Consider the following 26561-nt stretch of genomic DNA (forward strand, 5'->3'; position numbering starts at 1 on the left):
GTGCCGATTGTGCCGTCCGACCGCGAGCGCCCGGCGCGCGACACAAGTGGTTTCAGCGCGGCCAGGGCAGGTGACGGAACTCGGCGCGCAGGGCCGCCAGCGTGGGGCCGGGCGTGGCGGCATAGCGCTGCGCCTCGAGGCGCAGCAGCCACTCCTGCGCGGCCTGCGCGCCGTTGCCGAATCGTTCGGCAAGGCGCTGGGCCATCTGGCGCGGCGGCGTGCCCTCGGGCAGCTCGATGCCGGCCTGCCCGAGCCGCGTGCGCGCCTGGCCCAGCAGCCGGAGCCAGGGGTCGTGCCGGCTGCGCTCCCACAGCGTCCAGCCGGCACCCGCCAGGCTGGCCAGCACCACCAGGGCCAGCAGAACGATCGCCAGGTCCTGCAGGCTGGGTGCCTCGAAGCCCAGGTTCTTCAGCAGGTCGAGCTGGCGGCTCTGGGTGTAGCTGAGCACCCACTGGTTCCAGCCGTTGTTCACCGCCTCCCAGGCGGCGCGCAGGTTCTGCGCCAGTGTGGGACTCATGGCGACCATCGCGCCGGCGAACAGGCCCGGCTGCGGCACCAGGCGCTGGAACTGGCCGACCCGGTCGGGCGAGACGGCGCCGGTCGGATCGACGCGCATCCAGCCCACGCCCTCCTGCCATACCTCGGCCCAGGCATGGGCGTCGCTGTGCCGCAGCGTCCAGTAGTTGTCGACGCTGTTGAGCTCGCCGCCCTGGTAGCCGGTCACGATGCGTGCCGGGACGTCGAGCGCGCGCATCAGCACCACGAAGGCCGAGGCGATGTGCTCGCAGAAGCCGGCCTTCCTGTCGAACCAGAACTCGTCGGCCGTCTCCTGCCCGTAGAGGCCGGGCTCCAGCGTGTAGCTGTAGCCGCCGGTGCGCAGGCGCTGCAACGCAGCCTCGACGAAGGCGCGTGTGTCTGCGCCGGCGAGGGCGGGGTCGCGCTTCATCTGGGCGGCCAGTGCCGCGGTGCGCGGGTTCGAGCCCGGGGGCAGCGCCACATAGGGCCGCAGCCCGGCGCCGCGCCGCTGCGGCCCGCTGTCGAACTGCGTGTAGCTCTCGGCGCGGTAGCGCACCAGGTCGTTGATCGGCCGGTTCGCGAGCCATTGCAGGTCGGCCGTGCCGAAGAGCTCGAAGCCCGCCAGCTCCGGCTTCTGCGGCGTGGCGTCGAGCGTCAGCAGCCAGGGGCGGTTGCTGGGCTCCAGCGTGACCTGGTAGCCGATGGGCTGGCCCTGCACGCGCAGGTTCTGCGCGGTGCCGCGCGACAGGAGCGGCGAGGCAGTCCATTCGCGGCCGTCGAATTGCGACAGCACCGGGCCGCGGAAATACAGGTTGCGCTGCGCCGGCACGCGGTCGCCGTCGAATTTGATGCGCGCGGCGATGCCGTCGTCGAGCGCCAGCTGCGCGATGCTGCCCACGCGCATCGTGTTCGACAGGCCGCTGCGCCCGGCCATGGCATCGCCGGGCGTGCCCCACAGCGGCGCCATGCGCGGGAAGAGCAGGAACAGCACCAGCATGATCGGCGCGCCGAGCAGCGCCATCCAGCCGGCGGTGCGCGCCGCAAGCATCAGGGGCGGCCGGCCGACCGGCATGTGCGCATTGACGAGCGCCGTCAGCAGCCCCAGCAGCGCCAGCAGCATGGCGAAAGCCGTCAGGAGCGACTGCGAGTAGAAGAAGTTCGTGAGCATCGTGAAGAAGCCCAGGAAGAAGACCACGAAGGCATCGCGGCGCGCGCGCAGCTCCAGCGTCTTGAGGGCCAGCAGGATCACGATCAGCGTCACGCCGGCATCGCGGCCCAGCAGCGTGCGGTGGGTGGCGTAGGTCACGAGCAGCGTGACCGCGAGCAGGCCGAGTCGCCACCACTTGCTGGGCAGCGGCCGGGCCTGCACCGCGAGGCTGCCCCGCCAGAGCAGGACCACGGCCGCGAGGGTGCTGCACCACCAGGGGATGTTGGAAAGCTGGGGCAGCAGGATGAGGGCGATCACGCACAGCAGGAAGAGCGTGTCGCGGGCTTCGCGGGGGAGGGCCTGGAGCTTGAATGCGGAGCTCAACATAGCGCCAGCACCTCCAGGCAACGCCGCCTGTGCGCCTCCCCTTGCGCAGGCGCTACCGTCCGCCCGGCAACGCGCAAGCCGTAGTCCACGCCCAGCCGATCCGCCATCAGCACCCACGCGCAAAGCCGCGACAGGCGCCCCTCCGGATCGGCCAGCCCCGTCGCCTGCGCATCCAGCCACAGCTCCTGCCGCTGCGCCTGCTGGGTATCGCGGCTCACGAGGTCTTCGGAGCCCACGGCTTGCGCTTGCGCCGCGCGCTTCCAGACCACCAGCTTCAGTGGATCGCCGCGCCGGTAGGCACGCACCCCGTCGTACTCGCCGGCCACGCTGGCGCGCAGTGCCGAGGAGGCGGCCTGGCCCGCCAGCGGCTCGCCCGCCGGCAGCGGCGGCGGGTGCGACTCGGGCGCGGGATAGACCAGCACCTGCGAGGCCGGCCGCCACACGGTCCAGACGCGGAAGGTGCCGAGCGGGAAGCGGGTCTCGGCCGTCAGCGTGGGCGCCGGATGCAGCCCCCGGCGATCCGGCTTGAAAGCGACCTCGACCGTCGCGCTGCCCTGCGCCGGCACGTCGCTCCACGACCATTGCCCGCTGTGGCGCACCGCCAGCCCGATGCCGTAGCGCGTGCTGCGCCGCGCGTTGTTCAACACCACGCGCAGCACCGCCGCCGCCCCCGCGTACTGCGGATCGGGCGCCATCAGCCGCAGGCCCAGGCCGCGCAGCGTGCCGTGGCCCACGTGCATCCCGACGGCCACGCTGCCCGCCAGCAGGAAGGTCAGCAGGTAGCCCAGGTTGAGCTGGTAGTTGATGGACCCGATCAGCAGCAACAGCAGCGTGGCGCCGAGCATCCAGCCCGCCGTCGAGGGCACGATGTAGACGTTGCGCTGGGTGAGCTCCAGCGTGTCGGAGGGCGGCCGGCGCGACAGGAACCAGCCGTCGATGCGCGAGCGCAGTGCCGCCGTCATGCGTCAAGGGAGCGGGACGGCGGCGACCATGGCACGCACCTGCTCGACCGCGCCGCGCCCGGCATCGCCGACCGGCGTGAGCCGGTGCGCGATGGTCTGCGGCAGCACCGCCTGCACGTCGTCGGGCGCCACGTAGTCGCGGTTGGCCAGGAGCGCCTGCGCCTTGGCGGCGCGCAGCACCGCGATGCCCGCGCGCGGCGACAGTCCCTGCAAGAACCAGCGGCCCGAACGCGTCGCGGCGATCAGGTCCTGCACGTAGTTGAGCAGCGGCTCGGCCGCATGCACCTGCAGGACGCGCTGCTGCAGCGCCGTGAGCTCGCCGGCGGTCAGCAGGGCCGGCAGGCGGGCCAGCATCTCGCGGCGATCGGCGCCGGCGAGCAGCTCGCGCTCGGCCGCGCGGTCGGGGTAGCCCAGCGAGATGCGCATCAGGAAGCGGTCCAGCTGCGATTCGGGCAGCGCGAAGGTGCCGAGCTGGTCGTGCGGGTTCTGCGTCGCGATCACGAAGAAAGGCGAGGGCAGCGGGCGGGTCTCGCCCTCGACCGTGACCTGCTTCTCCTCCATCGCCTCGAGCAGTGCGCTCTGGGTCTTGGGACTCGCGCGGTTGATCTCGTCGGCCAGCAGCACTTGCGCGAAGATCGGCCCGGGGTGGAAGACGAAGGCCTGCTCGACGCGGTCGTAGATGGCCACCCCCGACAGGTCGCCCGGCATCAGGTCCGCCGTGAACTGCACGCGCGAGAACTGAAGCCCGAAGGTGTGCGACAGGGCATGCGCCAGGGTGGTCTTGCCGACCCCCGGCACATCCTCGATCAGCAGGTGGCCGCCGGCCAGCAGGCAGGCCACGCAATCGCGCACCTGCGCCTCTTTGCCGACGATCACCGTGTTAAGCTGGCCGAGCAAACTGGCGAGCTTCGCGGCGACGTCCATTTTTGTATCCATATGCAAACAATACCGTAACCCTCGCGGCCCCATTGCGCGTGAGGCCACGACGCGATTCGATCATGGGCAAAACCGGCTATTTCACACACCGCGACTGCTGGAAGCACGAGATGGGCCCCGGCCATCCCGAATGCCCCCAGCGGCTCGATGCCATCGAAGACAGGCTGCTGCTGACCGGAGTGACCGATGCGCTCGAACGCGGCGAGGTGCCGCTGGCCACGCTGGCCCAGATCACGCGGGCGCACAGCGTCGCACATCTGGAGCACCTGGAAGCCCTGAACGATCGGCTGGTCGCCGACGAGCCTGCCGGCGGGCCGTGCTATGCGGCCATCGATCCCGACACGACCCTCTGCCGTTCCACCGTTCTCGCGGCCCGCCGCGCCGCCGGCGCAGCCGTCGCCGCGACCGATGCGGTGATCGCGGGCGAGTTCGAAAACGCCTTCTGCGCCGTGCGCCCGCCCGGCCACCATGCCTGCCACGACCGGGCCATGGGCTTTTGCTTCATCAACAACGTCGCCGTGGGCGTGCGACATGCGATCGAGGTGCATGGGCTGGAGCGCGTGGCGATCGTCGACTTCGACGTGCACCACGGCAACGGCACCGAGGACATCTTCAGCAACGACCCGCGCGTGCTGATGGTGAGCTTCTTCCAACACCCTTTCTATCCGTACAGCGGCACGGATCATCCGGCGTCCAACATGCTCAACCTCCCCGTGCCGGCCTACACCAAGGGCATGGACGTGCGCGAGCTGATCGAGGCCTGCTGGATTCCGCGTCTCGACGAATTCCGGCCGCAGATGATCTTCGTGAGCGCCGGTTTCGACGCGCACCGCGACGACGAGCTGGGCCAGATGCGGCTCAACGAGGGCGACTTCGCCTGGATCACCGAGCGCATCCGCGACGTTGCGCGGCGCCACGCCAAGGGACGCATCGTCTCGATGCTGGAGGGCGGCTACAACCTCGATGCGCTGGCCACCAGCGTCGAGGCGCACGTGCGGGTGCTGGCGGATCTGTAGGCCGATGAACCTGGAAGACTTCCGCCAGCGGCTCAGCCAGATCCACGCCGAAACCCTCTGGGTCGAGATCGCCGCGCTGGTCGCTTGCGTGGCCCTGGCCTGGGGCCTGTGCCGCTGGTTCGGCCGCGACCAGCCCAAGGATTCGATCTGGTTCGGCGAGCGCACCTTCGACGGCCTGCTGTTCCCGGTGCTGGCGCTGCTGCTGACCGACCTGGCGCGCCGCTTCGTGCTGGATTTTCAACCGGTGCTGGTGCTGCGCATCGCGGTGTCGGTGTTCCTTTCGCTTGCGGCTATCCGCTTTTTCGCGCGCGTGCTGCGCGCCGTGTTTCCGGCCTCCGCGCTGGCGCGGCTGGTGGAGCGCACCATCTCGTGGGTCGCCTGGGTCGCGGCCGTGCTGTGGATCGTCGGACTGCTGCCGGCGGTGCTGGCCGAGCTCGACAACATCAAGCTCGCTTTCGGCAAGAACCAGGTCAGCCTGCGCACCATGCTGGAGGGCACGCTGTCGGCCGCGCTGGTGCTGATGGTCGCCTTGTGGGTCGCGTCGACGGTGGAGAAGCGCATCCTGCGCACCGCGGTGACCGACCTGTCGATGCGCAAGGTGGCCTCCAACGCGGTGCGCGCCGTCCTGCTGCTGATCGGCCTGCTGTTCGCGCTCTCGGCCGTGGGCGTGGACCTGACCGCGCTCTCGGTGCTGGGCGGCGCCCTCGGCGTCGGCCTGGGTTTCGGCCTGCAGAAGCTCGCGGCCAACTACGTGAGCGGCTTCGTGATCCTGCTGGAGCGCTCGATCCGCATCGGCGACAACGTCAAGGTCGACGGCTTCGAGGGCCGCATCACCGACATCAAGACCCGCTACACGCTGGTGCGGCAGGGCAACGGGCGCGAGTCGATCGTGCCCAACGAGTCGCTGATCACGAGCCGGGTGGAAAACCTCTCGGTGTCCGACCTCAAGTTCAACCTCACGACCAGCATCGTCGTCGGGTACGACAGCGACGTGGCCCAGGTGCAGGCCGTCCTGTGCGAGGCCGCCGCCGCGCAGCCACGCGTGCTCGACGACCCGGCGCCCGTCGCCTTCCTGACGAACTTCGCGCCCGACGGGCTGGAGTTCACGCTCAATTTCTGGATCGCCGATCCGGACAAAGGCAAGGACAACGTGCGCTCGCCCATCAACGTCGCCATCCTCGAAGGGCTGCGCAGGGCGAAGATCGACATTCCCTATCCGCAGCGCGTGCTTCGCGTCGAATCGTTACCAACTGGCGTGCCTTCCGTCGACCAAGCTCGCCTATAATCGCAAAAAAGCACGACCGTTCTTTTCTTGCGCCGCGGCGCCCCATGATTGAAATGAACAGCTCGCGCGGAGGCCGGCGCCTAAAATCTTCGGTTCCTCTGCACCCCCGGTTTCGCAATTCAATGGAGTCAAGCCAATGAAGGTCCTGGTCCCCGTCAAGCGGGTCGTCGATTACAACGTCAAGGTGCGCGTCAAGTCCGACGGCACCGGTGTCGACATCGCCAACGTCAAGATGAGCATGAACCCCTTCGACGAGATCGCCGTCGAAGAAGCGGTGAGGCTCAAGGAGAAGGGCGTTGCCACCGAGATCATCGCCGTGTCCTGCGGCGATGCGAAGTGCCAGGAGACCCTGCGCACCGCCATGGCCATCGGTGCCGACCGCGGCATCCTGGTGGAGACCACCGAAGAGCTGCAGCCGCTGGCCGTGGCCAAGCTGCTCAAGGCGCTGGTCGACAAGGAAGCGCCCCAGCTCGTCATCCTCGGCAAGCAGGCCATCGACGACGACGCCAACCAGACCGGCCAGATGCTCGCCGCCCTGGCCGACTTGCCCCAGGCCACCTTCGCCTCCAAGGTCGAAGTCGCTGGCGACAAGGTCAACGTGACCCGCGAGGTTGACGGCGGCCTGGAAACCATCGCGCTCTCGCTGCCCGCGGTCATCACCACCGACTTGCGCCTGAACGAGCCGCGCTACGTCACCTTGCCCAACATCATGAAGGCCAAGAAGAAGCAGCTCGACACCCTCAAGCCCGAGGACCTGGGCGTGGACGTCAAGCCGCGCCTGAAGACCCTCAAGGTCAGCGAGCCGCCCAAGCGCGGCGCCGGCATCAAGGTGCCCGATGTCGCCACGCTGGTGGACAAGCTCAAGAACGAAGCCAAGGTGATCTGAGGAAGACCGACATGACCGTACTCGTTATCGCAGAACACGACCACGCCACCGTCAAGCCGGCGACCCTCAACACCGTGACCGCGGCCATCGCCTGCCAGAGCGGCGATGTGCATGTGCTGGTGGCCGGTGCCAATGCCGCCGAAGCCGCCGCTGCCGCGGCCAAGATCGCGGGCGTCGCCAAGGTCATCGCCGCCGACAGCCCGAGCCTGGCCGAGAACCTGGCCGAGAACGTCGCGGCGCAAGTGCTGGCCATCGCCAAGAACTACAGCCACATCCTGTTCCCGGCGACTGCCAACGGCAAGAACGTCGCGCCTCGCGTGGCCGCCAAGCTCGACGTCGCCCAGATCAGCGACATCACCAAGGTCGACAGCCCCGACACCTTCGAGCGCCCGATCTACGCCGGCAATGCCATCGCCATCGTGCAGAGCAGCGATGCGATCAAGGTCGTCACCGTGCGCACCACGGGCTTCGATGCGGCGGCGGCCACCGGCGGCAGCGCCACGGTGGAGAACGCCGAAGGCGTGGCCGACAGCGGCAAATCGAGCTTTGTCGGCCGTGAAGTCACCAAGAGCGAACGCCCCGAGCTCACCGCCGCCAAGATCATCGTCTCCGGCGGCCGCGCCCTGGGCAGCGCCGAGAAATTCACCGAAGTGATGGCGCCGCTGGCCGACAAGCTCAACGCGGGCCTGGGTGCCAGCCGCGCCGCAGTGGATGCCGGGTACGCCCCCAACGACTGGCAGGTCGGCCAGACCGGCAAGATCGTCGCGCCCCAGCTGTACATCGCCTGCGGCATCTCCGGCGCGATCCAGCACCTGGCGGGCATGAAGGACTCGAAGGTGATCGTGGCGATCAACAAGGACCCGGAGGCGCCGATCTTCTCGGTGGCCGACTACGGCCTCGAAGCCGATCTGTTCACGGCGGTGCCGGAACTCGTCAAGGCGCTCTGACCGCCTGCCTCGACACCATCCATCGAAGAAACCAGGGCATCGTTCGCGATGCCCTTTTCGTATCCGCCTCGCCAACGTCGCATTGGAGACAGCCATGAGCTACATCGCCCCCGTCAAGGACATGCTCTTCGACATCGAGCATCTCGCCGACATCGCGCAGATCGCGCGCATGCCCGGCCTGGAGGACGCCGGCCTCGAGACCGCGCAGGCCGTGCTCGAGGAATGCGCGCGCTTCAACCAGGACGTGGTGGCGCCGCTGAACGAGGCGGGTGACCGGCATCCCTCGACGTTCAAGGACGGCAAGGTCGCGACCACGCCCGGCTTCAAGGAAGCCTTCGCGCAGTACGTGGCGGGCGGCTGGCAAGGTTTGCAGCATCCGGCCGAGTTCGGCGGCCAGGGCCTGCCCAAGACCATCGGCGCGGCCTGCGGCGAGATGCTCAACTCGGCCAACATGAGCTTCGCCCTGTGTCCGCTCCTGACCGACGGCGCGACCGAAGCCTTGCTCACGGCCGGCTCCGACGACCTCAAGGCGATCTACCTCGAGAAACTCGTGAGCGGACAGTGGACCGGCACCATGAACCTGACCGAGCCGCAAGCCGGCAGCGATCTCGCGATGGTGCGCAGCCGCGCCGAGCCGCAAGGAGACGGCAGCTACAAGGTCTTCGGCACCAAGATCTTCATCACCTACGGCGAGCACGACCTGGCGGAGAACATCGTGCACCTGGTGCTCGCGCGCGTGACCGGCGCGCCCGAGGGCGTGAAGGGCATCAGCCTGTTCGTGGTGCCGAAGTTCCTCGTCGACAAGGATGGCTCCCTGGGTGCGCGCAACGACGTGCATTGCGTGAGCATCGAGCACAAGCTGGGCATCAAGGCCAGCCCCACGGCCGTGCTGCAGTACGGCGACCACGGCGGCGCCGTCGGGTATCTGGTGGGCCAGGAAAACCGCGGCCTCGAGTACATGTTCATCATGATGAACTCGGCGCGCTATGCAGTCGGCATGCAAGGCATCGCGATCGCCGAGCGCGCCTACCAGCACGCAGTGGCCTATGCCAAGGAGCGGGTGCAGAGCCGCCCGGTGGACGGTTCGATCAACGCCAGCGCGCCCATCATTCATCACCCCGACGTCAAGCGCATGCTGATGACCATGCGCGCCTACACCGAGGGATGCCGCGCCATGGCGACGGTGGCAGCGGCCGCCTACGATGCAGCCCATCACCATCCCGAGGCCGAGACGCGCAAGCAGAACCAGGCCTTCTACGAATACATGGTGCCGCTGGTCAAGGGCTACAGCACCGAGATGAGCCTGGAGGTCGCATCGCTGGGCGTGCAGGTGCATGGCGGCATGGGCTTCATCGAGGAAACGGGCGCTGCGCAGTACCTGCGCGATGCCAAGATCCTCACCATTTACGAAGGCACGACCGCGATCCAGGCCAACGACCTGGTAGGCCGCAAGACGGCCCGCGATGGCGGCCAGGTCGCCAAGGCGATCGCGGCACAGATCGAGAAGACCGAAGCCGACCTGATGAAGCGCGACAGCGCCGACGCTCGCGCGGTGCACAAGCGGCTGAAAGCCGCGCGCGAGGCCTTCCTCGACGTGGTCGGCTTCGTCGCAGGCCAGACCAAGGCGGCGCCCAATGCGGTGTTCGCGGGCAGCGTGCCCTACCTGATGCTCGCCGGCAACCTGGTCGCCGGCTGGCAGCTCGCGCGCTCGCTGCTGGTGGCCGAGGAGCAGGTCAAGGCCGGCAACGATACCGCCTTCATGCAAGCCAAGATCGCCACCGCGCGCTTCTATGCCGAGCACATCCTCAACAAGGCGCCGGGGCTGCGCGACAGCATCGTCGACGGGGCCGAGAGCGTGACTGCGCTGGCGATCGAGGCCTTCTGACATCCGCTCCCGTTTTCCGAAACCTTCCAGAGACCACCCGACATGTCCAAGCTCCCTCCCGTCCTCGCCAAGCTCCCGCTGCCCATCATCGGCTCGCCGCTGTTCATCATCAGCAACCCCAAGCTCGTGATCGAGCAATGCAAGGCCGGCGTGGTGGGGGCGATGCCTGCGCTCAATGCGCGCCCGGCCGCGCAGCTGGAGGACTGGCTGGCGGAGATCACCGAGGCGCTCGCGGCCCATGACAAGGCCAATCCGGACCGGCCGGCCGCGCCCTTCGCGATCAACCAGATCGTGCACAAGAGCAACGACCGGCTCGAGCACGACATGGAGATGGTCGTGAAGTACAAGGTGCCGATCGTCATCACCTCGCTGGGCGCGCGCACCGACGTCAACGATGCGGTCCACAGCTACGGCGGCGTGACGCTGCACGATGTCATCAACAACGCCTTCGCGCGCAAGGCGATCGAGAAGGGCGCGGACGGCATCATCGCGGTGGCGGCCGGGGCCGGCGGGCATGCGGGCATCAAGAGCCCCTTTGCGCTGGTGCAGGAAATTCGCCAGTGGTTCGACGGCCCGATCGCGCTGTCGGGCTCGATCGCCACCGGCGGGGCGGTGCTGGCGGCCCAGGCCATGGGCGCCGACTTCGCCTACATCGGCACCGCCTTCATCGCCACCCGCGAGGCGCGTGCGAGCGACGACTACAAGCAGGCCATCGTCGCCGGCAGCTCCGACGACATCGTCTATTCGAACCTCTTCACCGGCGTGCACGGCAACTACCTCGCGCCCAGCATCGTGGCCGCAGGCATGGACCCGGCCAACCTGCCGCAGGGCGACCTCAAGACCATGAACTTCAGCGGCGGCGAAGGCAGCAAGACCAAGGCCTGGAAGGACATCTGGGGCTCGGGGCAGGGCATCGGGGCCGTGACCGAGATCGGGTCCGCTGCCGCCTTCATCGAGAAGCTCAAGCGCGAGTACCAGGAAGCGCGCCAGCGCCTTGCCCTTTGAAGCCGGCGTGAGCCAATCCGCAGTGCGCACGACCGCAGTGCCCGCGGCCGCGGCGCGCATGCCGCTGCTCGATGCGGTCAAAGGCCTCGCCTGCGCGTTGATCGTCGGGCATCACCTCGCGCGCTACGGCCCTCTGCCTGCCGGCGCCTCGACGTTGGCGCCGGGGCTCTTTGAATGGCTGGCCGAGGACGGCCGGCTCGCCGTGCAGGTGTTCCTGGTGCTCGCCGGCTTCCTGGCCGCGGGCAGCCTCGCGCCCGATGGGGTGCTGCGCATCGAGCGCCCGATGCTGCGCGTGTTCCAGCGCTACGGCCGGCTTGTCATGCCGTACCTGGCGGCGCTTTGCGTCAGCGTGCTGGCCGCCGCGCTCGTGCGGCCCTGGCTCATGGACGAGGCGGTGCCACCGCCGCCCGGCATGGCGCAGCTGCTGGCGCACGGGCTGCTGCTGCAGGACCTGCTCGGCTACGAAGCGCTGTCCACCGGTGTGTGGTACGTGGCGATCGACTTCCAGCTCTTCGTGCTGGCGCTGCTGGCGATCGGCCTCTCGGAGGCGCTGCAGCGCCGCTGGGTCCTGGGGCCGGAGCGTGCGCGCTGGCTGGCGGTGGCCCTGGTGCTGGCGCTGGCCGTTGCCTCGCTCGCGGTGTTCAACCGCCATTCGGCGCTGGACGACACGGCGCTCTACTTCTTCGGCGCTTACGGCCTGGGCATGCTGGTGTTCTGGATCGGCCGCGCCACGCGGCGCAGCACCTGGCGGTTCGCGGTGGCGTTGCTGATGCTGATCGGCGCCGCGGCCCTGGCGCTCGACTGGCGCAGCCGCATCGCGACCGCATTGGTCACGGCGCTGCTGCTGGCCGTTGCGCAGCGGCGCGGCGGTTTGGCATTCGCGGCCTGGCCGCCGCTGGTGCGGCTGGGGCGCATCTCATACTCGCTGTTCCTGATCCATTTCCCGGTGCTGCTGCTGGTGAGCGCAGCGGTGGCGCGGCTGATGCCCGCCGGGCCTTGGGTCGATCTCTTCGGGCTGTTGGCCACCTTCGCGTTGTCGGTTGCCGCGGCGGTGCTGCTGTACCGCTGGGTCGAATCGCGGCCCGCGACCTGGCGCGGGGTGCTGGTCCTGTTCGCGGGGCTGCTGGCCTGCGGGGCGTTGACCTGAGGCCGCTCAGCCGCGGGCGCCGAGCGCCTGCGCGTAATGCGCCGAGAACTTCCGCGCCACCGAATCCCAGTCGTAGCCCTTGGCCTTGCGCTGCGCAGCCTCCGACATTGCGGCGCAGCGCGCGGCGTCGAGGCCGGTGAGCTCGCGGATCGTGGCCAGGTCTGCGGCGCCTTGGTCAAAGTCGAGGAAGAAGCCGTTGCTGCCCCGCTCGACAAACCCATTGATCGGCGCGATGTCGCGGCACAGCACGATCTTGCCGGCCGCCATGGCCTCCAGGATGCCGACCCCGAAGCCCTCGTACTCGCTGCCGGTGACGAACACCGTGCGTTGCTGCAGCTCGTGCATCAGGGCGGCGTCCTCGATGTAGGGGTGCAGCCGGACCGAAGCGTCGAGCTTCAGCGCACTGATCTGGTTCTGCAGCGACTCGCGCAACTGGTCGAAGTCCGGCCCGGCGATCAGCAGGTCGATCGCAATGCCCTGGTCGCGTGCCATCGCCACCGTGTCGATCACTGCGTCGATGCGCTTGTTGCGCGACCAGCGGCCCCAGTAGATCCATTTCGCCGGATCGGGCGTGCCGGTCAGCCGGCCCTGCTGGAACTTGGCGTAGGCGATGCCGTTCTCGCACTTCTCGACGCGGTCCGAGAACTGGCTGAAATACGCGGTGTCCGATTCGCTGGTCGCGAGGATCTTGCGGTAGTGCCGCAGCAAGGTCCGCATCAGCAGCCGCTCGTGCAGCCACTTGATCGACTGGTGCCGCGTGGTGTGGCGAAAGCCCCCGTGCGTGCTGAGCACGGCGGGAATGTGCCGGCACTGCAGCAGCACGTTGCCGGTCAGCATCATCAGCTGGGGGTCGTGGACATGCAGCAGGTCATAGCCGGCGGCGAGGCGGCCGAAATCGCGCGCATAACCGGCGAGCCGGTTGCCGACCACGGGGACGCGGTAGACCTTCAGCCCGTCCACCTCGCTGACGGCGGCTTCCGGAAGCTTGGCCGACACATGGGCCACGTCCACCTGCACGCCATGGCCGGACGTGCACCTGGCCAGCTCGCGGACGACGGACTCGATGCCGCCCACTTCGGGAAAGTAGGTCGGCGTGATGGAAAGAACTTTCAATTTGGCAGGCTCCGGCAGGGCGGTCACATTGGCGCTGTAGCTTAGCGGGTGCCGGGGGCGGGGCGGCCGAGCGTCGTGGCGGGTCTTTGGCCCGAAGATAGCGAATGGCGGCATGACATCTTTTATGATTCACGGAGTTTCAGGAAATTCTGAAATTACACGAAATCCAAGCATGACCTCTCCCGCATCGACCGCAAGCCTCGAGCGCCTGGCCTCGCCCCCGCGCGTGGCCAGCCTGGTCCAGGGCGCCGCTGCCTTGCTGTGGTTGCCGCAGGCCGCCTTGCTGGCCTGGGCGGTCGATGGCCTGGCGAGGGGCGAGGGCCTGCGGGCGGTGGTGTGGCCTGCGCTCGGCATCGTGTTGCTGGGCCTGTTGCGTGCGACCTGCGAAGCCTGGGGCATGCGCCGCGTGTTCGCCGCCGCACGCTCGGCGCTGTCGGGGATGCGGGCGCAGGCCGCCGCGGTGCTGGCCGCGCATTCGCCGCTGGACAGCGCCCGTCCGGCCTCCGGCCTGGCGGCCAGCACCATCGCGGAGCAGGCTGAAGCGGTCGTGCCCTATCTGGTGCGCTATGCCCCGGCGCGCTGGCGCGCGATGGTCGTCCCGCTCTTGATCCTGCCGCTGGTCGCCGCCTATTCGTGGGTCGCGGCGGCGATCCTGCTCGTGGCTGCACCGCTGATCCCGCTCTTCATGGCCATCGTCGGCTGGCGCGCCCGGGCCGCGAGCGAGGCGCACATGGTCGAGGCCGGGGGCATGCACGCCTTCCTGCTCGACCGCCTGCGCGGCCTGGCCAGCCTGCGCGCCCTCGGCGCGGTCGAGGCCACAGCGCTGCGGCTGGGCGAGGCGGCGCAAGGGCTGCGCCGGCGCACGATGGCGGTACTGCGCATTGCCTTCCTGTCCTCGGCCGTGCTGGAGCTGTTCTCGGCGCTGGGCGTCGCGATGGTCGCGGCCTATGTGGGCTTCCATCTGCTCGGCACCTTCGAGTTCGGCACCTGGGGCCGGCGCCTGAGCCTGGGCGAGGGCCTGTTCGTGCTGCTGCTGGCGCCGGCCTTCTTCGAACCTCTGCGCGAGCTGTCGGCGGTCTGGCACGACCGCGCCGCCGGCGAAGCGGCCCTGGCGGCGCTGGATCGGCTCGGGCAGGGCGGGACGCCGCTGCCCGGCGCGAATGCCGGGTTCCCGCCCGAAGAGCGCCCCACGCCCGGTGGCCCGCCGTCCGTGCGTCTGCGCGGTGTGCACCTCGTGCATGCCGGCGGCGGCACGGTCTTCGAGGGCCGCGACCTGCGCATCGCCGCCGGCGAGCATGTGGCGCTGATGGGTGCCAGCGGCTCGGGCAAGACGGCCTTGCTGAGCCTGATCGCGGGCCTGAGGTCGGCGCAGCAAGGACAGGTCGTGGTGGGCGGCGTGCCGCTCTCCGACCGGACGGCGGCCGCACTGCGCCGACGCATGGCCTGGATGGGGCAGAAGCCCCATGTGTTCGCCGGCTCGGTCGAGGCCAACGTCGCGCTGGGCCGTGCCGGCGTGCAGGCGAGGCAGGTCGAGGCCGCGATGCGCTTCGCCGCCCTCGACGCGGTGGCGCAGGCCCATCCGCGCGCCAGCCTGGGGGAGGGCGGCCGCGGCCTCTCGGGCGGCGAGGCGGCCCGGCTCGCGCTGGCCCGGCTTGCGGTGCATCCGGGGGCCGACCTGCTGCTGGTGGACGAGCCCACGGCCCATCTCGACACCGCGACCGCGGCGCACGTGGCCGAGTCGCTGGTCGCGCTGGCCCAGGGCAAGACCTTGATCGTCGCCACCCACGACCCCGTGCTGGCCGCGCGCATGGACCGCGTGATCAGCCTCGATGCCATGCCCGTGCAGGAGGCCGCATGACGAAGGGCTGGCGCGACCTGCGCACGGTGTGGGGGCAGTTGCTGGCCGCCGAGCCGCGCCGTCTGGCGCTGGGCGCGGGGCTGGCGGCGCTCACCGTTCTGATGGGCATGGGCCTGCTGGGCCTTTCGGGCTGGTTCATCACCGCGACCGCGCTGGCCGGCCTGCATGCGGCCACCGCCATCGTCTTCGACGTGTTCATGCCCTCGGCCGGCATCCGCCTGCTGGCGCTGGGGCGCACCGGCGCGCGCTACGGCGAGCGCCTGCTGACGCACGACGCCACCTTCGCCGCGCTCGCCACCCTGCGCGTGCGCCTGTTTCGCGGCTGGGCCCGGCCCGATGCCGCGCGCCAGCTGCTCGCAAGGCCGGCGCGGCTGCTGTTCCGGCTGAGCGCCGACATCGATGCGCTGGAATCTTTCTACCTGCGCCTGCTGGTGCCTGCCGCTGCGGCGCTCGGGGCCGCGCTGCTGGCCGGGCTGGTGCTGGGCGTCATGAAGCTGTGGATGGGCCTGCTGCTGGCGCTGTGGCTGGTCGGCGCGGGATGGGGCATCGCGCTCGTGCTCGCGCGGTGCGCCCGGCCTGCCGCCGTGCGCCGGGCCCAGGCGATGGAAAGCCTGCGCGCCCGCACGGCGGACCTGGTTGCCGGCCAGACCGAGCTGGTCATGGCGGGCCGCATCGAGGCCCAGTGCGAAGCGCTGGCCGCGGCCGACCGCCACCTGGCCGCGGCCGATCTCGTGCTCAACCGCGTCGAGGCCGGGGCCGGCCTGGCCCATGGCCTGGCCGGTTCGCTCACCCTGGCAGCCGTGCTGCTCGCGGTGGGCCTGCTGACAGGGGAGGGCGCCATCGGCGCGCCCGCCGCCGCGCTGGCGCTGCTCGTGGCGCTGGGCGCCATCGAGCCCTTCGCCGCCCTGCGCCGCGGTGCCCTCGAGGCCGGCCGCAGCTGGCTGGCGGCACGGCGCCTGGCGCCGCACATGGCGGCCACGCCCGAGCCGGTGCCCGTTCCGCCCGCGCCCGACGACGGCCTGGCGTTGCAGGCGCACGCGCTGACGTTGGTCCATTCCGGCAGCAACCGGCCTGCGCTGCAGCGCAGTGCCTTCACCGTGGCTGCCGGCGAGCGCGTGGCCGTGATCGGCCCCAGCGGCGCGGGCAAGTCGACCTTGCTTGCCGCGGCAGCAGGCGAGCTGGCCCCCGCGGACGGCGAATTGCGGGCCCTCCCGTCCTGCCTGCTGACGCAGCGCACCGACCTGTTCCAGGACACCCTGCGCGACAACCTGCGCCTGGCCGACCCTTCGGCCGACGACGCCCGGCTGTGGTCCGTGCTGCACGCAGCAGGCCTCGCCGACGAAGTGCGCGCCATGCCCTCGGCGCTCGACAGCCGCCTCGGCGAAGGCGGCCTGGGCCTCTCGGGCGGCCAGTCGCGCCGCCTCGCGCTCGCCCGCCTGCTGCTGCGCAACGCGCCCTTTTGGCTGATCGACGAACCCACCGAAGCGCTGGACACTGCCACCGCACGCGACGTGCTGCTGCGGCTGCGGGCCCACGCCGAGGGCCGGACGCTGTTGATCGCCACCCATCTGCGGCGCGAGGCCGCGCTGGCGGACCGGCTGCTCGTCCTGCGGTCCGGCCGCATCGTCGCCGACCTGCGGCGCGGCTCCGCCCCCTTCGAAGCAGCCCTGAGCGGCCTGCGTCCCGACTAACCCGACACCCGCCGCGAAGCACAAGAACCCGGAAGGAAAGCCCCCATGGACCTCGACATCGTTGCACTCTCCCGCCTGCAGTTCGCGCTGACGGCGCTCTATCACTTCCTCTTCGTGCCGCTGACCATCGGCCTGGCGGTGCTCGTCGCCATCATGGAAACGGTCTACGTCATGACCGGCCGCACCATCTGGCGCGACATGACGAAGTTCTGGGGCCTGCTCTTCGGCATCAACTTCGCGATGGGCGTGGCCACCGGCGTGGTCATGGAGTTCCAGTTCGGCATGAACTGGAGCTACTACAGCCACTACGTCGGCGACGTGTTCGGCGCGCCGCTGGCCATCGAGGGGCTGATGGCCTTCTTCCTCGAGGCCACCTTCGTCGGCCTGTTCTTCTTCGGCTGGGACAAGCTCTCCAAGGTGGGCCACCTGATGGCCACCTGGGCGGTGGCGATCGGCTCCAATTTCTCCGCGCTGTGGATCCTGATCGCCAACGGCTGGATGCAGAACCCCGTGGGCGCCGCCTTCAACCCGCAGACCATGCGCATGGAAGTGACCGACTTCTACGCCGTCCTGACCAACCCGGTGGCGCAGGCCAAGTTCGTGCACACGGTGTCGGCCGGCTACACGGTGGCGTCCATCTTCGTGCTCGGCGTGTCGGCCTGGTATGTGCTGCGCGGCCGGCACCTGCAGCTGGCCAAGCGCTCGATGACGGTGGCGGCCTCCTTCGGCCTGGCGGCATCGCTCTCGGTCGTGGTGCTGGGGGACGAGAGCGGCTACCTCTCGACCGAGCACCAGAAGATGAAGCTGGCCGCCGTCGAGGCGATGTGGAAGACCGAGCCCGCGCCGGCCGCCTTCACCGCCTTCGGCTTCCCCGACGAGGCGAGCCGCGAGACCCACTACGCCATCCACATTCCGGCCGTGATGGGGTTGATCGGCACCCGCTCGCTCACCACCGAGATCCCCGGCATCGACGATCTGGTGCACCGCGCCGAGCTCAACATCCGCGTCGGCATCTCGGCCTACGACGCGCTGCAGAAGATCCGCGAAGCCGGCAGCGATGCGGCCGTGCCCGAATCGTCACGCAAGATCTTCGAGGACAACGGCCATGCACTGGGCTATGCGCTCTTGCTCAAGCGCTACGTCGACGACCCGCGCACGGCCACGCCCGAGCAGGTCGCCCAGGCCGCGCGCGACACCGTCCCGCCGGTGGCACCGCTGTACTGGACCTTCCGCACCATGGTCGGGCTGGGCATGTTCTTCATCCTGCTGACGGGCACTTTCTTCGTGCTCTCGGCGCGGCGCAGGCTGGATGCGCATCCCTGGCTGCTCAAGGTGGCGGTGTTCGCGATCCCGCTGCCCTGGCTCGCGGCCGAGTGCGGCTGGATCGTGGCCGAGCTGGGCCGCCAGCCCTGGGTGATCGAGGGCGTGCTGCCCACGGCAGTGGCGGTGTCGAACCTGGGCGCCGGCACGGTGCTGCTCACCATCGCCGGCTTCACGCTGCTCTACACCGTGCTCTTCGTGATCGAGATGAAGCTGATGCTGAAGGCGATCCGCAAAGGCCCCGAGGAACAGCCGGCGCCGCAGCCGGCCGCCTACCGCGCCGAGACTGATCCGGAACGGGCCGCGTTGACGCGCTCGCCGCTCGCCGCCGCCGACTGAAAGGAGAAGCACCATGATCCTGCACGAACTCATCACCTACGAAACCCTGCGCCTCGTCTGGTGGCTGCTGATCGGCGTGCTGCTGGTCGGCTTCGCCGTGACCGACGGCTTCGACCTGGGCGCCAACATGCTGCTGCCCTTCGCCGGCCGCACCGACCTCGAGCGCCGCGTGATCATCAACAGCGTCGGCCCGGTGTGGGAGGGCAACCAGGTCTGGCTGATCGTCGGCGGCGCCGCGCTCTTCGCGGCCTGGCCGCAGCTCTACGCCGTGTCCTTCTCGGGCTTTTACCTCGCGATGTTCGCGGTGCTGGTGCCGCTCATCCTGCGGCCGGTGGCCATCAAGTTCCGCAGCAAGCACGAGGATGCGGCGTGGCGCACGCGCTGGGACTGGACGCTCTTCGTCACCGGCCTGGTGCCCGCGCTGATCTTCGGCGTGGCCGTGGGCAACGTGCTGCAGGGCGTGCCCTTTCGACTGGCGCCCGACATGCGGATCTTCTACGAGGGCTCCTTCTTCGGGCTGCTCAATCCTTTTGCGCTGCTGTGCGGGTTGGTCTCGCTCGTGATGCTGGCGATGCACGGCAGCGCCTGGCTGCAGCTGAAGGCGGCCGGGCCGGTGGCGGAGCGCGCGCGCACCTACGGCAGCGTGGCCGCGTTGCTCACGCTGGCGTTCTACGCGCTGGCGGGCCTGCTGCTCTGGTCCTGGATCGACGGATACCGCGTGACCAGCGCGCTGCCCACGGGCGGCCCGTCGAATCCGCTGCTGAAGACCGTGGCCCATCAACCGGGCGCCTGGTTCGCCAACTATGCGGCCCACCCGTGGCTGTGGAGCGCGCCGGGCTTCGGCCTCGCGGGTGCGTTGCTGGCTTTCGTGGGGATGCGCATGCGGCGCGAAGGGATGGCGCTGCTGGCCAGCGCGCTGGCCATCGGCGGCATCATCCTGAGCGTCGGCGCCTCGATGTTCCCCTTCATCCTGCCCTCGTCGCTGGACCCGCGCGCCAGCCTCACGGTGTGGGACTCCTCCTCGAGCCACCTGACGCTGTTCATCATGCTGGTGGTCAGCGCCATCTTCCTCCCCATCATCGTGGCCTACACCGGCTGGGTCTACAAGGTGCTGTGGGGCAAGGTCGACGCCGATGCCATCCGCGACGAGCGCGGGCACGCGTACTGATCCGTCACCCGATCAAGAAAGGAACCGACCATGTGGTACTTCGCCTGGCTGCTGGGACTTCCCCTGGCAGCGACCTTCGCGGTGCTCAATGCGATGTGGTACGAGCTGATGGAAGATGAGGCGATCCGGCGGGACAAGCTGGGGAAGCCGCGTTAGACGGCCTTCTTGCCCTTGGCCCCGGTGATGCGGTCCTTGAGCCCCAGCACCTTGGTCACCGTCGCCCCCATCCCCATCAACTGCATCGCGGTTTCAGGCGCGAGCCGCTGCACGTCGTCGAACCACTTCATCAGCCGGTCGATCAGGTCGTGCATCTCGCGCATGCGCTGCTGGGCGTGGCGCTCCTCGTCGGTCGTGGGCTTCTCCAGCAGCGCCATGCGCAGCATCGACAGCGTGGGCTCGATCTCGCGGCGCCGGCGTTCCTCGGCCAGCACGCGGAAGATCTCCCACACATCGGATGGCGCCTCGAAGTACTCGCGCCGGTCGCCGGGCTGGTGGCGCAGCCGCACCAGTCGCCAGGACTGCAGTTCCTTGAGCCCCATGCTCACGTTCGAGCGCGAAAAGGCCAGCGCCTCCGCGATCTCGTCCGCGTTGAGCGCGCGCTCGGAAATGAAGATCAATGCATAGATCTGTCCGACGGTGCGATTGATGCCCCACTTGCTGCCCATCTCCCCGAAGTGGGCGATGAACTGGCGGCTGAGCGGGGGCAGGGTGTCGGTGGGCATCGGCCGATTCTCGTGCCGAATTGCTGTAGCTTCAAGAAAGACTGAAAACTCCGCGGCCGACGCCGATTCGTGCCGTTGCGGTCCGGTCGGTGCGATTCGGTCGGTGCGATCGGGCATGAAAGCTCCTTGCAGGGTGGGGATGCCGTGACCCGATCACAAGACGTTCCCCCGCCGCTTGACAAGCCGCCGCCGCGCTTCGAAATTCAGCGGCATGGTTCGCTTCGACGCCGGCACCCTCGATGCCGCCAATCTCGCGGCGCGCGAGGCGGCGCAGGCGCTCTACCGCAGCGAATCGCGCCGCATCTTCGCGACCCTGGTGCGGCTCCTGGGCGACTTCGACCTGGCCGAGGAGGCGCTGCATGACGGCTTTCACGCCGCGCTGGAGCAATGGCCGGTGCAGGGCGTGCCGGCCAACCCGCGCGCCTGGCTGGTCTCGGCCGGTCGCTTCAAGGCCATCGACGGCATCCGCCGCCGCGCGCGCTTCGAGCCCTGGGACGATGCCGCCGACGCGGCCGAGGCCAGGGCCGACCCCGCCCCGGCCTGGGACGAGCGCGACCCCGATGCCGAGGCGCTGGAGGACGACCGCTTGCGCCTCGTCTTCACCTGCTGCCATCCGGCACTGCCTCCCGATGCGCAGGTGGCGCTGACGCTGCGCGAGGTCTGCGGCCTGGCCACCGAGCAGATCGCCGCCGCCTTCCTGGTGCCGGCGCCCACCATCGCGCAGCGCATCGTGCGGGCCAAGAACAAGATCCGCGACGCGCGCATCCCCTACCAGGTGCCGCCCGTGAGCGAGTTGCCCGAGCGGCTCGATGCCGTGCTGCGCGTGGTCTACCTGGTGTTCAACGAGGGCTATGCCGCTTCGTCCGGCGAGGCGCTCACCCGGCCGGACCTGTCGGCCGAGGCGATCCGCCTGGGCCGGCTCCTGGGCGAGCTGCTGCCCGAGCCCGAGGCCATCGGCTTGCTGGCGCTGATGCTGCTGCACGAGTCGCGCCGCGCGGCGCGCAGCTCGGAGGGGGGCGAGATGGTGCTGCTGGAATCGCAGGACCGCACCCGATGGAACCCCGCGATCATCGCCGAGGGCAGCGCACTCGTGACGCGGGCCCTGTCCTCGCGCCGCTTCGGCCCCTACACCCTGCAGGCCGCGATCGCCGCAGTGCATGCGGAGGCGGCCGATGCCGCCGCCACCGACTGGGCGCAGATCGCCGGGCTCTACGACGTGCTGCTGCGTGCCGAGCCCTCGCCGGTGGTGGCGCTCAACCGGGCCGTCGCCATCGCGATGCGCGACGGGCCGGCCGCCGGCCTGGCGCTCATCGATGCGCTGCTCGCGCGCGGCGAGCTTGCGCACTACCACCTGGCCCATGCCGCGCGGGCCGACCTGTGCCGGCGTCTCGGCCGCGTTGCCGAGGCTCGCGCATCCTACGAGCGTGCGCTGGCGCTCGCGCGGCAGACGCCCGAGCGGCAGTTCCTCGAACGGCGGCTGGCGGCGCTGCCCGCGACGAGCGATGCATCCTGAAACAACTGCGCTGGCGCAAAAGCGCCCGGCATGTCGAAATCCGGCCCGGCCATTCGACCAGAGGCATCCCCTCAACCCTTCTTCCAGGAGATGCCGATGAAATACCTTTGCCTGGTCTACTTCGATCCCGCGCTGCTGACCACGATGTCCGCCGCCGAACGGGCGAAGCTGGACAACGACTCGATGGACTACGACGAGGCGCTCGCGGCGCGCGGCCAGTTGATCGTCGCCGAGGCCCTGCAGCCCCCGGCGTCCGCCAGGGTGGTGCAGACGCGCGGCGGCAAGCTCTCGCAGACCGACGGTCCTTTCGTCGAGACCAAGGAGCAGCTCGGCGGCTTCATCCTGGTCGACGTGCCCGACCTCAACGCCGCGATCCAGGTGGCAGCCCGCATTCCGCTGGCGAAGTACGGCGCCATCGAAGTGCGGCCCATCGCCAAGGTCGAGAGGATCGCGTCATGAGGTACCTCTGCATGATCTTCGCCACCGAAGCGCAGATGGGCGCGATCCCGCCCGCGGAGATGGCGGCCTTCGTCAACGCGCACCTCGATTACGACGACCGCCTGCGCGCCAGCGGCCATCTCGTCGAGTCCGAGGGCCTGCAGGCTGCGAGCACCGCCGCCGTGGTGCGCGTGCGCGACGGGCGGCTGTCGGTCACCGACGGTCCCTTCATCGAGACCAACGAGCACCTCGGCGGCTTCTACCTGGTCGAGGCCGCGAGCGGCGAGGAGGCGGTGCGCCTGGCCGCCGGCATTCCGTCCTCGCGCATCGGCAGCATCGAGCTCCGGCCGGTCTTCGAGCTCGCGCGCCCGACGGAAGGAGCGCAACCATGACCGCCACCCCGCACCAGGCCGGCCCGCGCGAATGGATCGGCCTGGCCGTGATCGCGCTGCCCTGCATGCTCTACGCGATGGACCTCACGGTGCTCAACCTCGCGGTGCCGCACCTCAGCGCCGCACTGCGCCCGAGCAGCGCGCAAATGCTGTGGATCGTCGACATCTACGGCTTCATGCTGGCCGGCTCGCTCATCACCATGGGCACGCTGGGCGACCGCATCGGGCGGCGCCGCCTGCTGCTGATCGGCGCCGCCTTCTTCGGGCTGGCCTCGGTGCTGGCCGCGTTCTCGACCACGGCCCCCATGCTGATCGCGACCCGCGCACTGCTCGGCGTCGCCGGTGCCACGCTGGCCCCGTCGACGCTCTCGCTGATCCGCAACATGTTCCTCGACGCGCAGGAGCGCACCGTGGCCATCGGCGTCTGGATCGCGAGCTTCTCGATCGGCGGCACCATCGGGCCCCTGATCGGCGGCGCGCTGCTCGAGCACTTCTGGTGGGGCTCGGTGTTCCTGGTCAGCGTGCCGGTGATGGTGCTGCTGCTGTTGATCGGCCCCCGGCTGCTGCCCGAGTACCGCGACCCCGGGGCAGGGCGGCTCGACCTGCTCAGCGCGGCGCAGTCGTTGCTGGCGGTGCTGGCCGTGATCTACGGGCTCAAGCGCTTTGCCGAGCACGGCGCCGGCTGGCTGCCGCTGGCGGCGGTCGTGCTGGGCGTGGCGATCGGCTGCGCCTTCTTTCGCCGCCAGGGGCGGCTCGCCGATCCGCTGATCGACCTGGCGCTGTTCCGCGCGCCCGCCTTCAGCGCCGCGCTCACCATCAACACGCTGGCCTTCTTCATCGCCTTCGGCAGCTTTCTTTTCGTCGTGCAGTACATGCAGCTGGTGCTGGGCCTGTCGCCGCTGCAGGCCGGGCTGTGGAGCGTGCCGTCGGGGGCGGCCTTCGCCGTGGGCTCGACGGTGGTGCCGCGGATCGTGCGCCGGGTGCGGCCGGGCTTCGTGATGACCGGCGGGCTGCTCATCGCCGCGGTGGGCTTCGCGCTGCTGGCACAGGTCGACCGCACGGATGGGCTGGCGCTGCTGGTGGCCGCCTACGCGATTCTCTCGCTGGGCCTGTCCTTCGCCTTCACGCTGGCGGTCGACATGATGGTGGGCACGGCCCCGCCCGAGCGGGCCGGCGCGGCCTCGGCGATCCAGGAGACCAGCTCGGAGTTCGGCGGTGCCCTGGGCATCGCGATGCTGGGCAGCCTGATCGTTGCCGTGTACCGGAACGCGATGGCAGGCAACGCGCTGGAGGGCGTGCCGCCCGCGGTGGCCGAAGCCGCCCGCAGCGGGCTGGGCGTCGCGGCGGATGCCGCAGCCGCGCTGCCCGGGCCGGCCGGCGCGGCCCTGCTCGACGCCTCGCGCGAAGCCTTTGCGCAGGCCTTCGGGCTCACGGCCTCGATCAGCGCGGCGGTGGCGCTGGCGGCCGCGCTGCTGGCGGCGATCATGCTGCGCGGCGTGGGCCGGCCGCCGGGCGCGGCCCCCGCAGCGCCTGCGTCGTGTCCCTCGGCCAGCAAAGCCTGAAGCCTTGCGGGGATAATCCCCGCCCATGAGCGGCAACACCTTCGGCACCCTTTTCGCGGTCACCAACTTCGGCGAATCCCACGGCCCCGCGATCGGATGCGTCATCGACGGCTGCCCGCCGGGCCTGGCGCTTTGCGAGGCCGACATCCAGGTCGACCTCGACCGCCGCCGCCCTGGCACCAGCCGCCACGTGACCCAGCGCAACGAGCCCGACGCCGTGCAGATCCTCTCCGGCGTGTACGAGGGCAAGACCACCGGCACGCCGATCGCGCTCCTGATCCAGAACACCGACCAGCGCAGCAAGGACTATGGCCAGATCGCGCAGCAGTTCCGCCCCGGCCACGCCGACTTCACCTACTGGAAGAAGTACGGCATTCGCGATCCCCGCGGCGGCGGCCGTTCCTCGGCGCGGCTGACGGCGCCGATGGTGGCCGCCGGTGCCGTGGCCAAGAAGTGGCTGTTCGAGAAGTACGGCACCGTGTTCCGCGGCTGCATGGCCCAGATCGGCGAGATCGAGATCCCCTTCGAGGGCTGGGAACACGTCCCCGGCAACCCCTTCTTCGCCCCCGTGGCCGACGTGTCGAAACTCGAGGCCTACATGGATGCCCTGCGCAAGGCCGGCGATTCCTGCGGCGCGCGCATCCGCGTGACGGCATCGAAGGTGCCCGTGGGCCTGGGCGAGCCGCTCTTCGACAAGATGGATGCCGACATCGCCTGGGCCATGATGGGCATCAATGCCGTCAAGGGCGTGGAGATCGGCGCCGGCTTCGGCAGCGTCACGCAGCGCGGCACCACGCACGGCGACTCGATCCGGCCCGATGGCTTCGACAGCAACAACGCCGGCGGCACGCTGGGCGGCATCACCACCGGCCAGGACCTGGAGGTGAGCATCGCGATCAAGCCCACCAGCTCGATCATCAGCCCGCGCCGGTCGGTGGACATCCACAACCAGCCGGTCGAGGTGGTCACCAAGGGCCGCCACGATCCCTGCGTCGGCATCCGCGCCACGCCCATCGCCGAAGCCATGCTGGCGCTGGTCGTGATGGAGCATGCGCTGCGCAACCGGGCCCAGTGCGGCGACGTGATCGGGGCGCCCGATCCGGGGCAGTCCAACGCTGAAGGCACGTCGCCGCAGGCGTCCTTCCTCTAGTGGCCGCGGGCCGGGGCCACCTGCTCGCCTTCGCCGGACTGTCGGCGAGCTACTTCGCCCACATCGGCTTCTTCAACCCCTACCTGCCGCTCTGGCTCCAGAGCCTGGGGCTGCCGATCTTCACCATCAGCCTGCTGACCTCGGTGCAGTCGATCACGCGCGTCTTCGCGCCCTATGCCTGGGGCGCGCTGAGCGACCACACGGGCCAGCGCGTGCTGCTGCTGCGCATCAGTGCGGCCGTCGCGCTCTTCGCCTCGATGGGCCTGTGGTGGAACGGCGGCGCCTGGTGGCTGGGGCTGGTGCTGCTGGTGATGTTCACCCACACCAGCTCGATGATGTCGCTCACCGAGGCGGCCATGGCCCACCTGGTGGCGGGCGACTGGGGGCGCTACGGGCGCATCCGGCTGTGGGGTTCGGCCGGCTTCCTGCTCACGGTGTTCGTCGCGGGCGAGTGGTTCGAGCGCTTCGGCATGGGCCATTTCCCGGCCTGGGCGGGCGGCACGCTGGCCATCGTGCTGATCGCGACCCTGCGCCTGCCCGACACGCGCGACGCGCCGCTGGCCCACGCGGCGCAGAAGGAGCCGGTCGGGCCGGTGCTGCGCATCCCGGCGGTGCGCTGGTTCTTCGCCTCGCTGTTCTTCCACGTCATGGCGCATTTCGCGGTCTACGGCTTCCTCTCGCTGTACCTGGACTCGCTGGGCTACGGCAAGGGCGTGATCGGCCTCTTGTGGGCGCTGTCGGTGGGCGCCGAGGTCGCCTGGTTCTTCCTGCAGGGCCGGCTGATCGAACTCTTCGCCATGCCGCGCTGGCTGCTGATCTGCGGCGTGGCCGCCGTGCTTCGCATGGGGTTCACCGCCGGCGGGGCGCAGTGGCTCTGGGCGGTGGTGGCGGCGCAGCTGCTGCATGCGCTGTCCTTCGCGGCGCACCACACGACCTGCGTTGCCCTGGTTTCGCGCCATTTCCCGGGCCGGCTGCGCGGGCGCGGGCAAGCGCTCTTCACCGTCATCGGCTATGGCTTCGGCGGCGTGCTGGGCGTGCTGGCGGGCGGCGCCATCGCCCAGCATTTCGGCTATGTGGCGATGTTCGGCGTGGCGACCCTGCTGGCGATCGTGGGCAGCGTGTGCGCGTGGCGGACGCAGAGGCTGGAAGCGGGGCGTTGACCTGTGGGCCGCCGTC

Annotated in this window: 23 protein-coding genes; 18 read left to right on the plus strand and 5 right to left on the minus strand. The window is 69.9% G+C overall.

Annotated elements, in window-relative coordinates:
- Positions 1–52: 52 nt before the first annotated feature.
- The 3 genes from AC3A6Y_RS10860 to AC3A6Y_RS10870 are packed head-to-tail and all read right to left on the minus strand — an operon-like array spanning position 53 to position 3936.
- Positions 53–2050 carry a transglutaminase TgpA family protein gene (locus tag AC3A6Y_RS10860; protein ID WP_487868230.1) on the minus strand — a complete coding sequence of 666 codons (1998 nt, stop codon included), beginning with the start codon at positions 2048–2050 and terminating at the stop codon, positions 53–55.
- Complete coding sequence (locus tag AC3A6Y_RS10865; protein WP_487868231.1) at positions 2044–3012, minus strand: DUF58 domain-containing protein; 969 nt, start codon at positions 3010–3012, stop codon at positions 2044–2046. The genes AC3A6Y_RS10860 and AC3A6Y_RS10865 overlap by 7 nt, the downstream gene beginning before the upstream one ends.
- Positions 3013–3015: 3 nt before the next feature.
- A complete protein-coding gene (locus AC3A6Y_RS10870; protein WP_309964537.1) occupies positions 3016–3936 on the minus strand; it encodes an AAA family ATPase in 921 nt (306 codons plus the stop codon).
- Positions 3937–4010: 74 nt separating this feature from the next.
- Between AC3A6Y_RS10870 and AC3A6Y_RS10875 the strand changes: the two genes are divergently transcribed.
- From AC3A6Y_RS10875 to AC3A6Y_RS10905, 7 genes are all read left to right on the plus strand, one after another.
- The gene (locus tag AC3A6Y_RS10875; RefSeq protein ID WP_487868232.1) at positions 4011–4964 is read left to right on the plus strand and encodes a histone deacetylase family protein; all 954 of its coding nucleotides are present in this window, start codon (positions 4011–4013) and stop codon (positions 4962–4964) included.
- A 4-nt stretch (positions 4965–4968) separates the two neighbouring features.
- Positions 4969–6249 (plus strand): mechanosensitive ion channel family protein, encoded by a 1281-nt coding sequence (locus AC3A6Y_RS10880; protein WP_487868233.1) that lies wholly within the window; start codon positions 4969–4971, stop codon positions 6247–6249.
- 136 nt (positions 6250–6385) lie between these two features.
- A complete protein-coding gene (locus AC3A6Y_RS10885) occupies positions 6386–7135 on the plus strand; it encodes an electron transfer flavoprotein subunit beta/FixA family protein (protein WP_487868234.1) in 750 nt (249 codons plus the stop codon).
- Between the two features lie 11 nt (positions 7136–7146).
- Positions 7147–8082 (plus strand): electron transfer flavoprotein subunit alpha/FixB family protein, encoded by a 936-nt coding sequence (locus AC3A6Y_RS10890; protein WP_487868235.1) that lies wholly within the window; start codon positions 7147–7149, stop codon positions 8080–8082.
- Positions 8083–8176: 94 nt separating this feature from the next.
- Entirely contained in the window at positions 8177–9967 is a 1791-nt protein-coding gene (locus AC3A6Y_RS10895) for an acyl-CoA dehydrogenase (RefSeq protein WP_487868236.1), read from the plus strand.
- Between the two features lie 42 nt (positions 9968–10009).
- Entirely contained in the window at positions 10010–10972 is a 963-nt protein-coding gene (locus AC3A6Y_RS10900) for an NAD(P)H-dependent flavin oxidoreductase (protein ID WP_487868237.1), read from the plus strand.
- 58 nt (positions 10973–11030) lie between these two features.
- The gene (locus AC3A6Y_RS10905) at positions 11031–12119 is read left to right on the plus strand and encodes an acyltransferase family protein (protein ID WP_487869044.1); all 1089 of its coding nucleotides are present in this window, start codon (positions 11031–11033) and stop codon (positions 12117–12119) included.
- Between the two features lie 6 nt (positions 12120–12125).
- On the opposite strand, the gene AC3A6Y_RS10910 is transcribed toward AC3A6Y_RS10905, so the two are convergent.
- Positions 12126–13232 (minus strand): glycosyltransferase family 4 protein, encoded by a 1107-nt coding sequence (locus AC3A6Y_RS10910; RefSeq protein ID WP_487868238.1) that lies wholly within the window; start codon positions 13230–13232, stop codon positions 12126–12128.
- 172 nt (positions 13233–13404) lie between these two features.
- On the opposite strand from AC3A6Y_RS10910, the gene cydD reads away from it, so the two are divergent.
- Genes cydD through cydX form a run of 5 tightly spaced genes read left to right on the plus strand, consistent with a single transcriptional unit; the run spans position 13405 to position 19764 of the window.
- Positions 13405–15090 (plus strand): thiol reductant ABC exporter subunit CydD, encoded by a 1686-nt coding sequence (cydD, locus tag AC3A6Y_RS10915; RefSeq protein WP_487868239.1) that lies wholly within the window; start codon positions 13405–13407, stop codon positions 15088–15090.
- Positions 15087–16781 carry an amino acid ABC transporter ATP-binding/permease protein gene (locus AC3A6Y_RS10920; protein ID WP_487868240.1) on the plus strand — a complete coding sequence of 565 codons (1695 nt, stop codon included), beginning with the start codon at positions 15087–15089 and terminating at the stop codon, positions 16779–16781. The genes cydD and AC3A6Y_RS10920 overlap by 4 nt, the downstream gene beginning before the upstream one ends.
- A gap of 45 nt (positions 16782–16826) precedes the next feature.
- Positions 16827–18440, plus strand: a complete 1614-nt coding sequence (locus AC3A6Y_RS10925; RefSeq protein WP_487868241.1) for a cytochrome ubiquinol oxidase subunit I — start codon at positions 16827–16829, stop codon at positions 18438–18440.
- 13 nt (positions 18441–18453) lie between these two features.
- On the plus strand, positions 18454–19608 hold the full coding sequence (cydB, locus tag AC3A6Y_RS10930; protein WP_487868242.1) for a cytochrome d ubiquinol oxidase subunit II: 1155 nt from the start codon (positions 18454–18456) through the stop codon (positions 19606–19608).
- Between the two features lie 30 nt (positions 19609–19638).
- On the plus strand, positions 19639–19764 hold the full coding sequence (cydX, locus tag AC3A6Y_RS10935; protein WP_487868243.1) for a cytochrome bd-I oxidase subunit CydX: 126 nt from the start codon (positions 19639–19641) through the stop codon (positions 19762–19764).
- On the opposite strand, the gene AC3A6Y_RS10940 is transcribed toward cydX, so the two are convergent.
- The gene (locus AC3A6Y_RS10940) at positions 19761–20330 is read right to left on the minus strand and encodes a GbsR/MarR family transcriptional regulator (protein ID WP_487868244.1); all 570 of its coding nucleotides are present in this window, start codon (positions 20328–20330) and stop codon (positions 19761–19763) included. The two genes, cydX and AC3A6Y_RS10940, sit on opposite strands and share 4 nt — an antisense overlap.
- A 211-nt stretch (positions 20331–20541) precedes the next feature.
- On the opposite strand from AC3A6Y_RS10940, the gene AC3A6Y_RS10945 reads away from it, so the two are divergent.
- The 6 genes from AC3A6Y_RS10945 (at position 20542) to AC3A6Y_RS10970 (ending at position 26545) form a co-directional block, all read left to right on the plus strand.
- The gene (locus AC3A6Y_RS10945; protein WP_487868245.1) at positions 20542–21843 is read left to right on the plus strand and encodes an RNA polymerase sigma factor; all 1302 of its coding nucleotides are present in this window, start codon (positions 20542–20544) and stop codon (positions 21841–21843) included.
- A 96-nt stretch (positions 21844–21939) separates the two neighbouring features.
- Entirely contained in the window at positions 21940–22302 is a 363-nt protein-coding gene (locus AC3A6Y_RS10950) for a YciI family protein (RefSeq protein WP_487868246.1), read from the plus strand.
- Entirely contained in the window at positions 22299–22673 is a 375-nt protein-coding gene (locus AC3A6Y_RS10955; RefSeq protein ID WP_487868247.1) for a YciI family protein, read from the plus strand. The genes AC3A6Y_RS10950 and AC3A6Y_RS10955 overlap by 4 nt, the downstream gene beginning before the upstream one ends.
- The gene (locus AC3A6Y_RS10960; RefSeq protein ID WP_487868248.1) at positions 22670–24235 is read left to right on the plus strand and encodes an MFS transporter; all 1566 of its coding nucleotides are present in this window, start codon (positions 22670–22672) and stop codon (positions 24233–24235) included. The genes AC3A6Y_RS10955 and AC3A6Y_RS10960 overlap by 4 nt, the downstream gene beginning before the upstream one ends.
- Before the next feature lie 25 nt (positions 24236–24260).
- Entirely contained in the window at positions 24261–25385 is a 1125-nt protein-coding gene (gene aroC, locus AC3A6Y_RS10965) for a chorismate synthase (RefSeq protein WP_487868249.1), read from the plus strand.
- Positions 25385–26545 carry an MFS transporter gene (locus tag AC3A6Y_RS10970; RefSeq protein WP_487868250.1) on the plus strand — a complete coding sequence of 387 codons (1161 nt, stop codon included), beginning with the start codon at positions 25385–25387 and terminating at the stop codon, positions 26543–26545. Before aroC ends, AC3A6Y_RS10970 begins: the two co-directional genes overlap by 1 nt.
- Positions 26546–26561 lie beyond the last annotated feature (16 nt).

The sequence above is a fragment of the Variovorax sp. Soil_C_17 genome, from assembly GCF_057657265.1.

Excerpts from the sequence above, each read along its gene's own strand:
- AC3A6Y_RS10955 (WP_487868247.1), top strand. The coding sequence starts at position 22,299 with ATGAGGTACCTCTGCATGATCTTCGCCACCGAAGCGCAGATGGGCGCG.
- AC3A6Y_RS10870 (WP_309964537.1), bottom strand. The coding sequence starts at position 3,936 with ATGGACGTCGCCGCGAAGCTCGCCAGTTTGCTCGGCCAGCTTAACACG.
- AC3A6Y_RS10860 (WP_487868230.1), bottom strand. The coding sequence starts at position 2,050 with ATGTTGAGCTCCGCATTCAAGCTCCAGGCCCTCCCCCGCGAAGCCCGC.
- cydX (WP_487868243.1), top strand. The coding sequence starts at position 19,639 with ATGTGGTACTTCGCCTGGCTGCTGGGACTTCCCCTGGCAGCGACCTTC.
- AC3A6Y_RS10895 (WP_487868236.1), top strand. The coding sequence starts at position 8,177 with ATGAGCTACATCGCCCCCGTCAAGGACATGCTCTTCGACATCGAGCAT.
- cydB (WP_487868242.1), top strand. The coding sequence starts at position 18,454 with ATGATCCTGCACGAACTCATCACCTACGAAACCCTGCGCCTCGTCTGG.
- AC3A6Y_RS10890 (WP_487868235.1), top strand. The coding sequence starts at position 7,147 with ATGACCGTACTCGTTATCGCAGAACACGACCACGCCACCGTCAAGCCG.
- AC3A6Y_RS10880 (WP_487868233.1), top strand. The coding sequence starts at position 4,969 with ATGAACCTGGAAGACTTCCGCCAGCGGCTCAGCCAGATCCACGCCGAA.
- AC3A6Y_RS10940 (WP_487868244.1), bottom strand. The coding sequence starts at position 20,330 with ATGCCCACCGACACCCTGCCCCCGCTCAGCCGCCAGTTCATCGCCCAC.
- AC3A6Y_RS10905 (WP_487869044.1), top strand. The coding sequence starts at position 11,031 with ATGCCGCTGCTCGATGCGGTCAAAGGCCTCGCCTGCGCGTTGATCGTC.
- AC3A6Y_RS10865 (WP_487868231.1), bottom strand. The coding sequence starts at position 3,012 with ATGACGGCGGCACTGCGCTCGCGCATCGACGGCTGGTTCCTGTCGCGC.
- AC3A6Y_RS10900 (WP_487868237.1), top strand. The coding sequence starts at position 10,010 with ATGTCCAAGCTCCCTCCCGTCCTCGCCAAGCTCCCGCTGCCCATCATC.
- AC3A6Y_RS10925 (WP_487868241.1), top strand. The coding sequence starts at position 16,827 with ATGGACCTCGACATCGTTGCACTCTCCCGCCTGCAGTTCGCGCTGACG.
- AC3A6Y_RS10960 (WP_487868248.1), top strand. The coding sequence starts at position 22,670 with ATGACCGCCACCCCGCACCAGGCCGGCCCGCGCGAATGGATCGGCCTG.
- cydD (WP_487868239.1), top strand. The coding sequence starts at position 13,405 with ATGACCTCTCCCGCATCGACCGCAAGCCTCGAGCGCCTGGCCTCGCCC.
- aroC (WP_487868249.1), top strand. The coding sequence starts at position 24,261 with ATGAGCGGCAACACCTTCGGCACCCTTTTCGCGGTCACCAACTTCGGC.
- AC3A6Y_RS10885 (WP_487868234.1), top strand. The coding sequence starts at position 6,386 with ATGAAGGTCCTGGTCCCCGTCAAGCGGGTCGTCGATTACAACGTCAAG.
- AC3A6Y_RS10875 (WP_487868232.1), top strand. The coding sequence starts at position 4,011 with ATGGGCAAAACCGGCTATTTCACACACCGCGACTGCTGGAAGCACGAG.
- AC3A6Y_RS10920 (WP_487868240.1), top strand. The coding sequence starts at position 15,087 with ATGACGAAGGGCTGGCGCGACCTGCGCACGGTGTGGGGGCAGTTGCTG.
- AC3A6Y_RS10950 (WP_487868246.1), top strand. The coding sequence starts at position 21,940 with ATGAAATACCTTTGCCTGGTCTACTTCGATCCCGCGCTGCTGACCACG.
- AC3A6Y_RS10945 (WP_487868245.1), top strand. The coding sequence starts at position 20,542 with ATGGTTCGCTTCGACGCCGGCACCCTCGATGCCGCCAATCTCGCGGCG.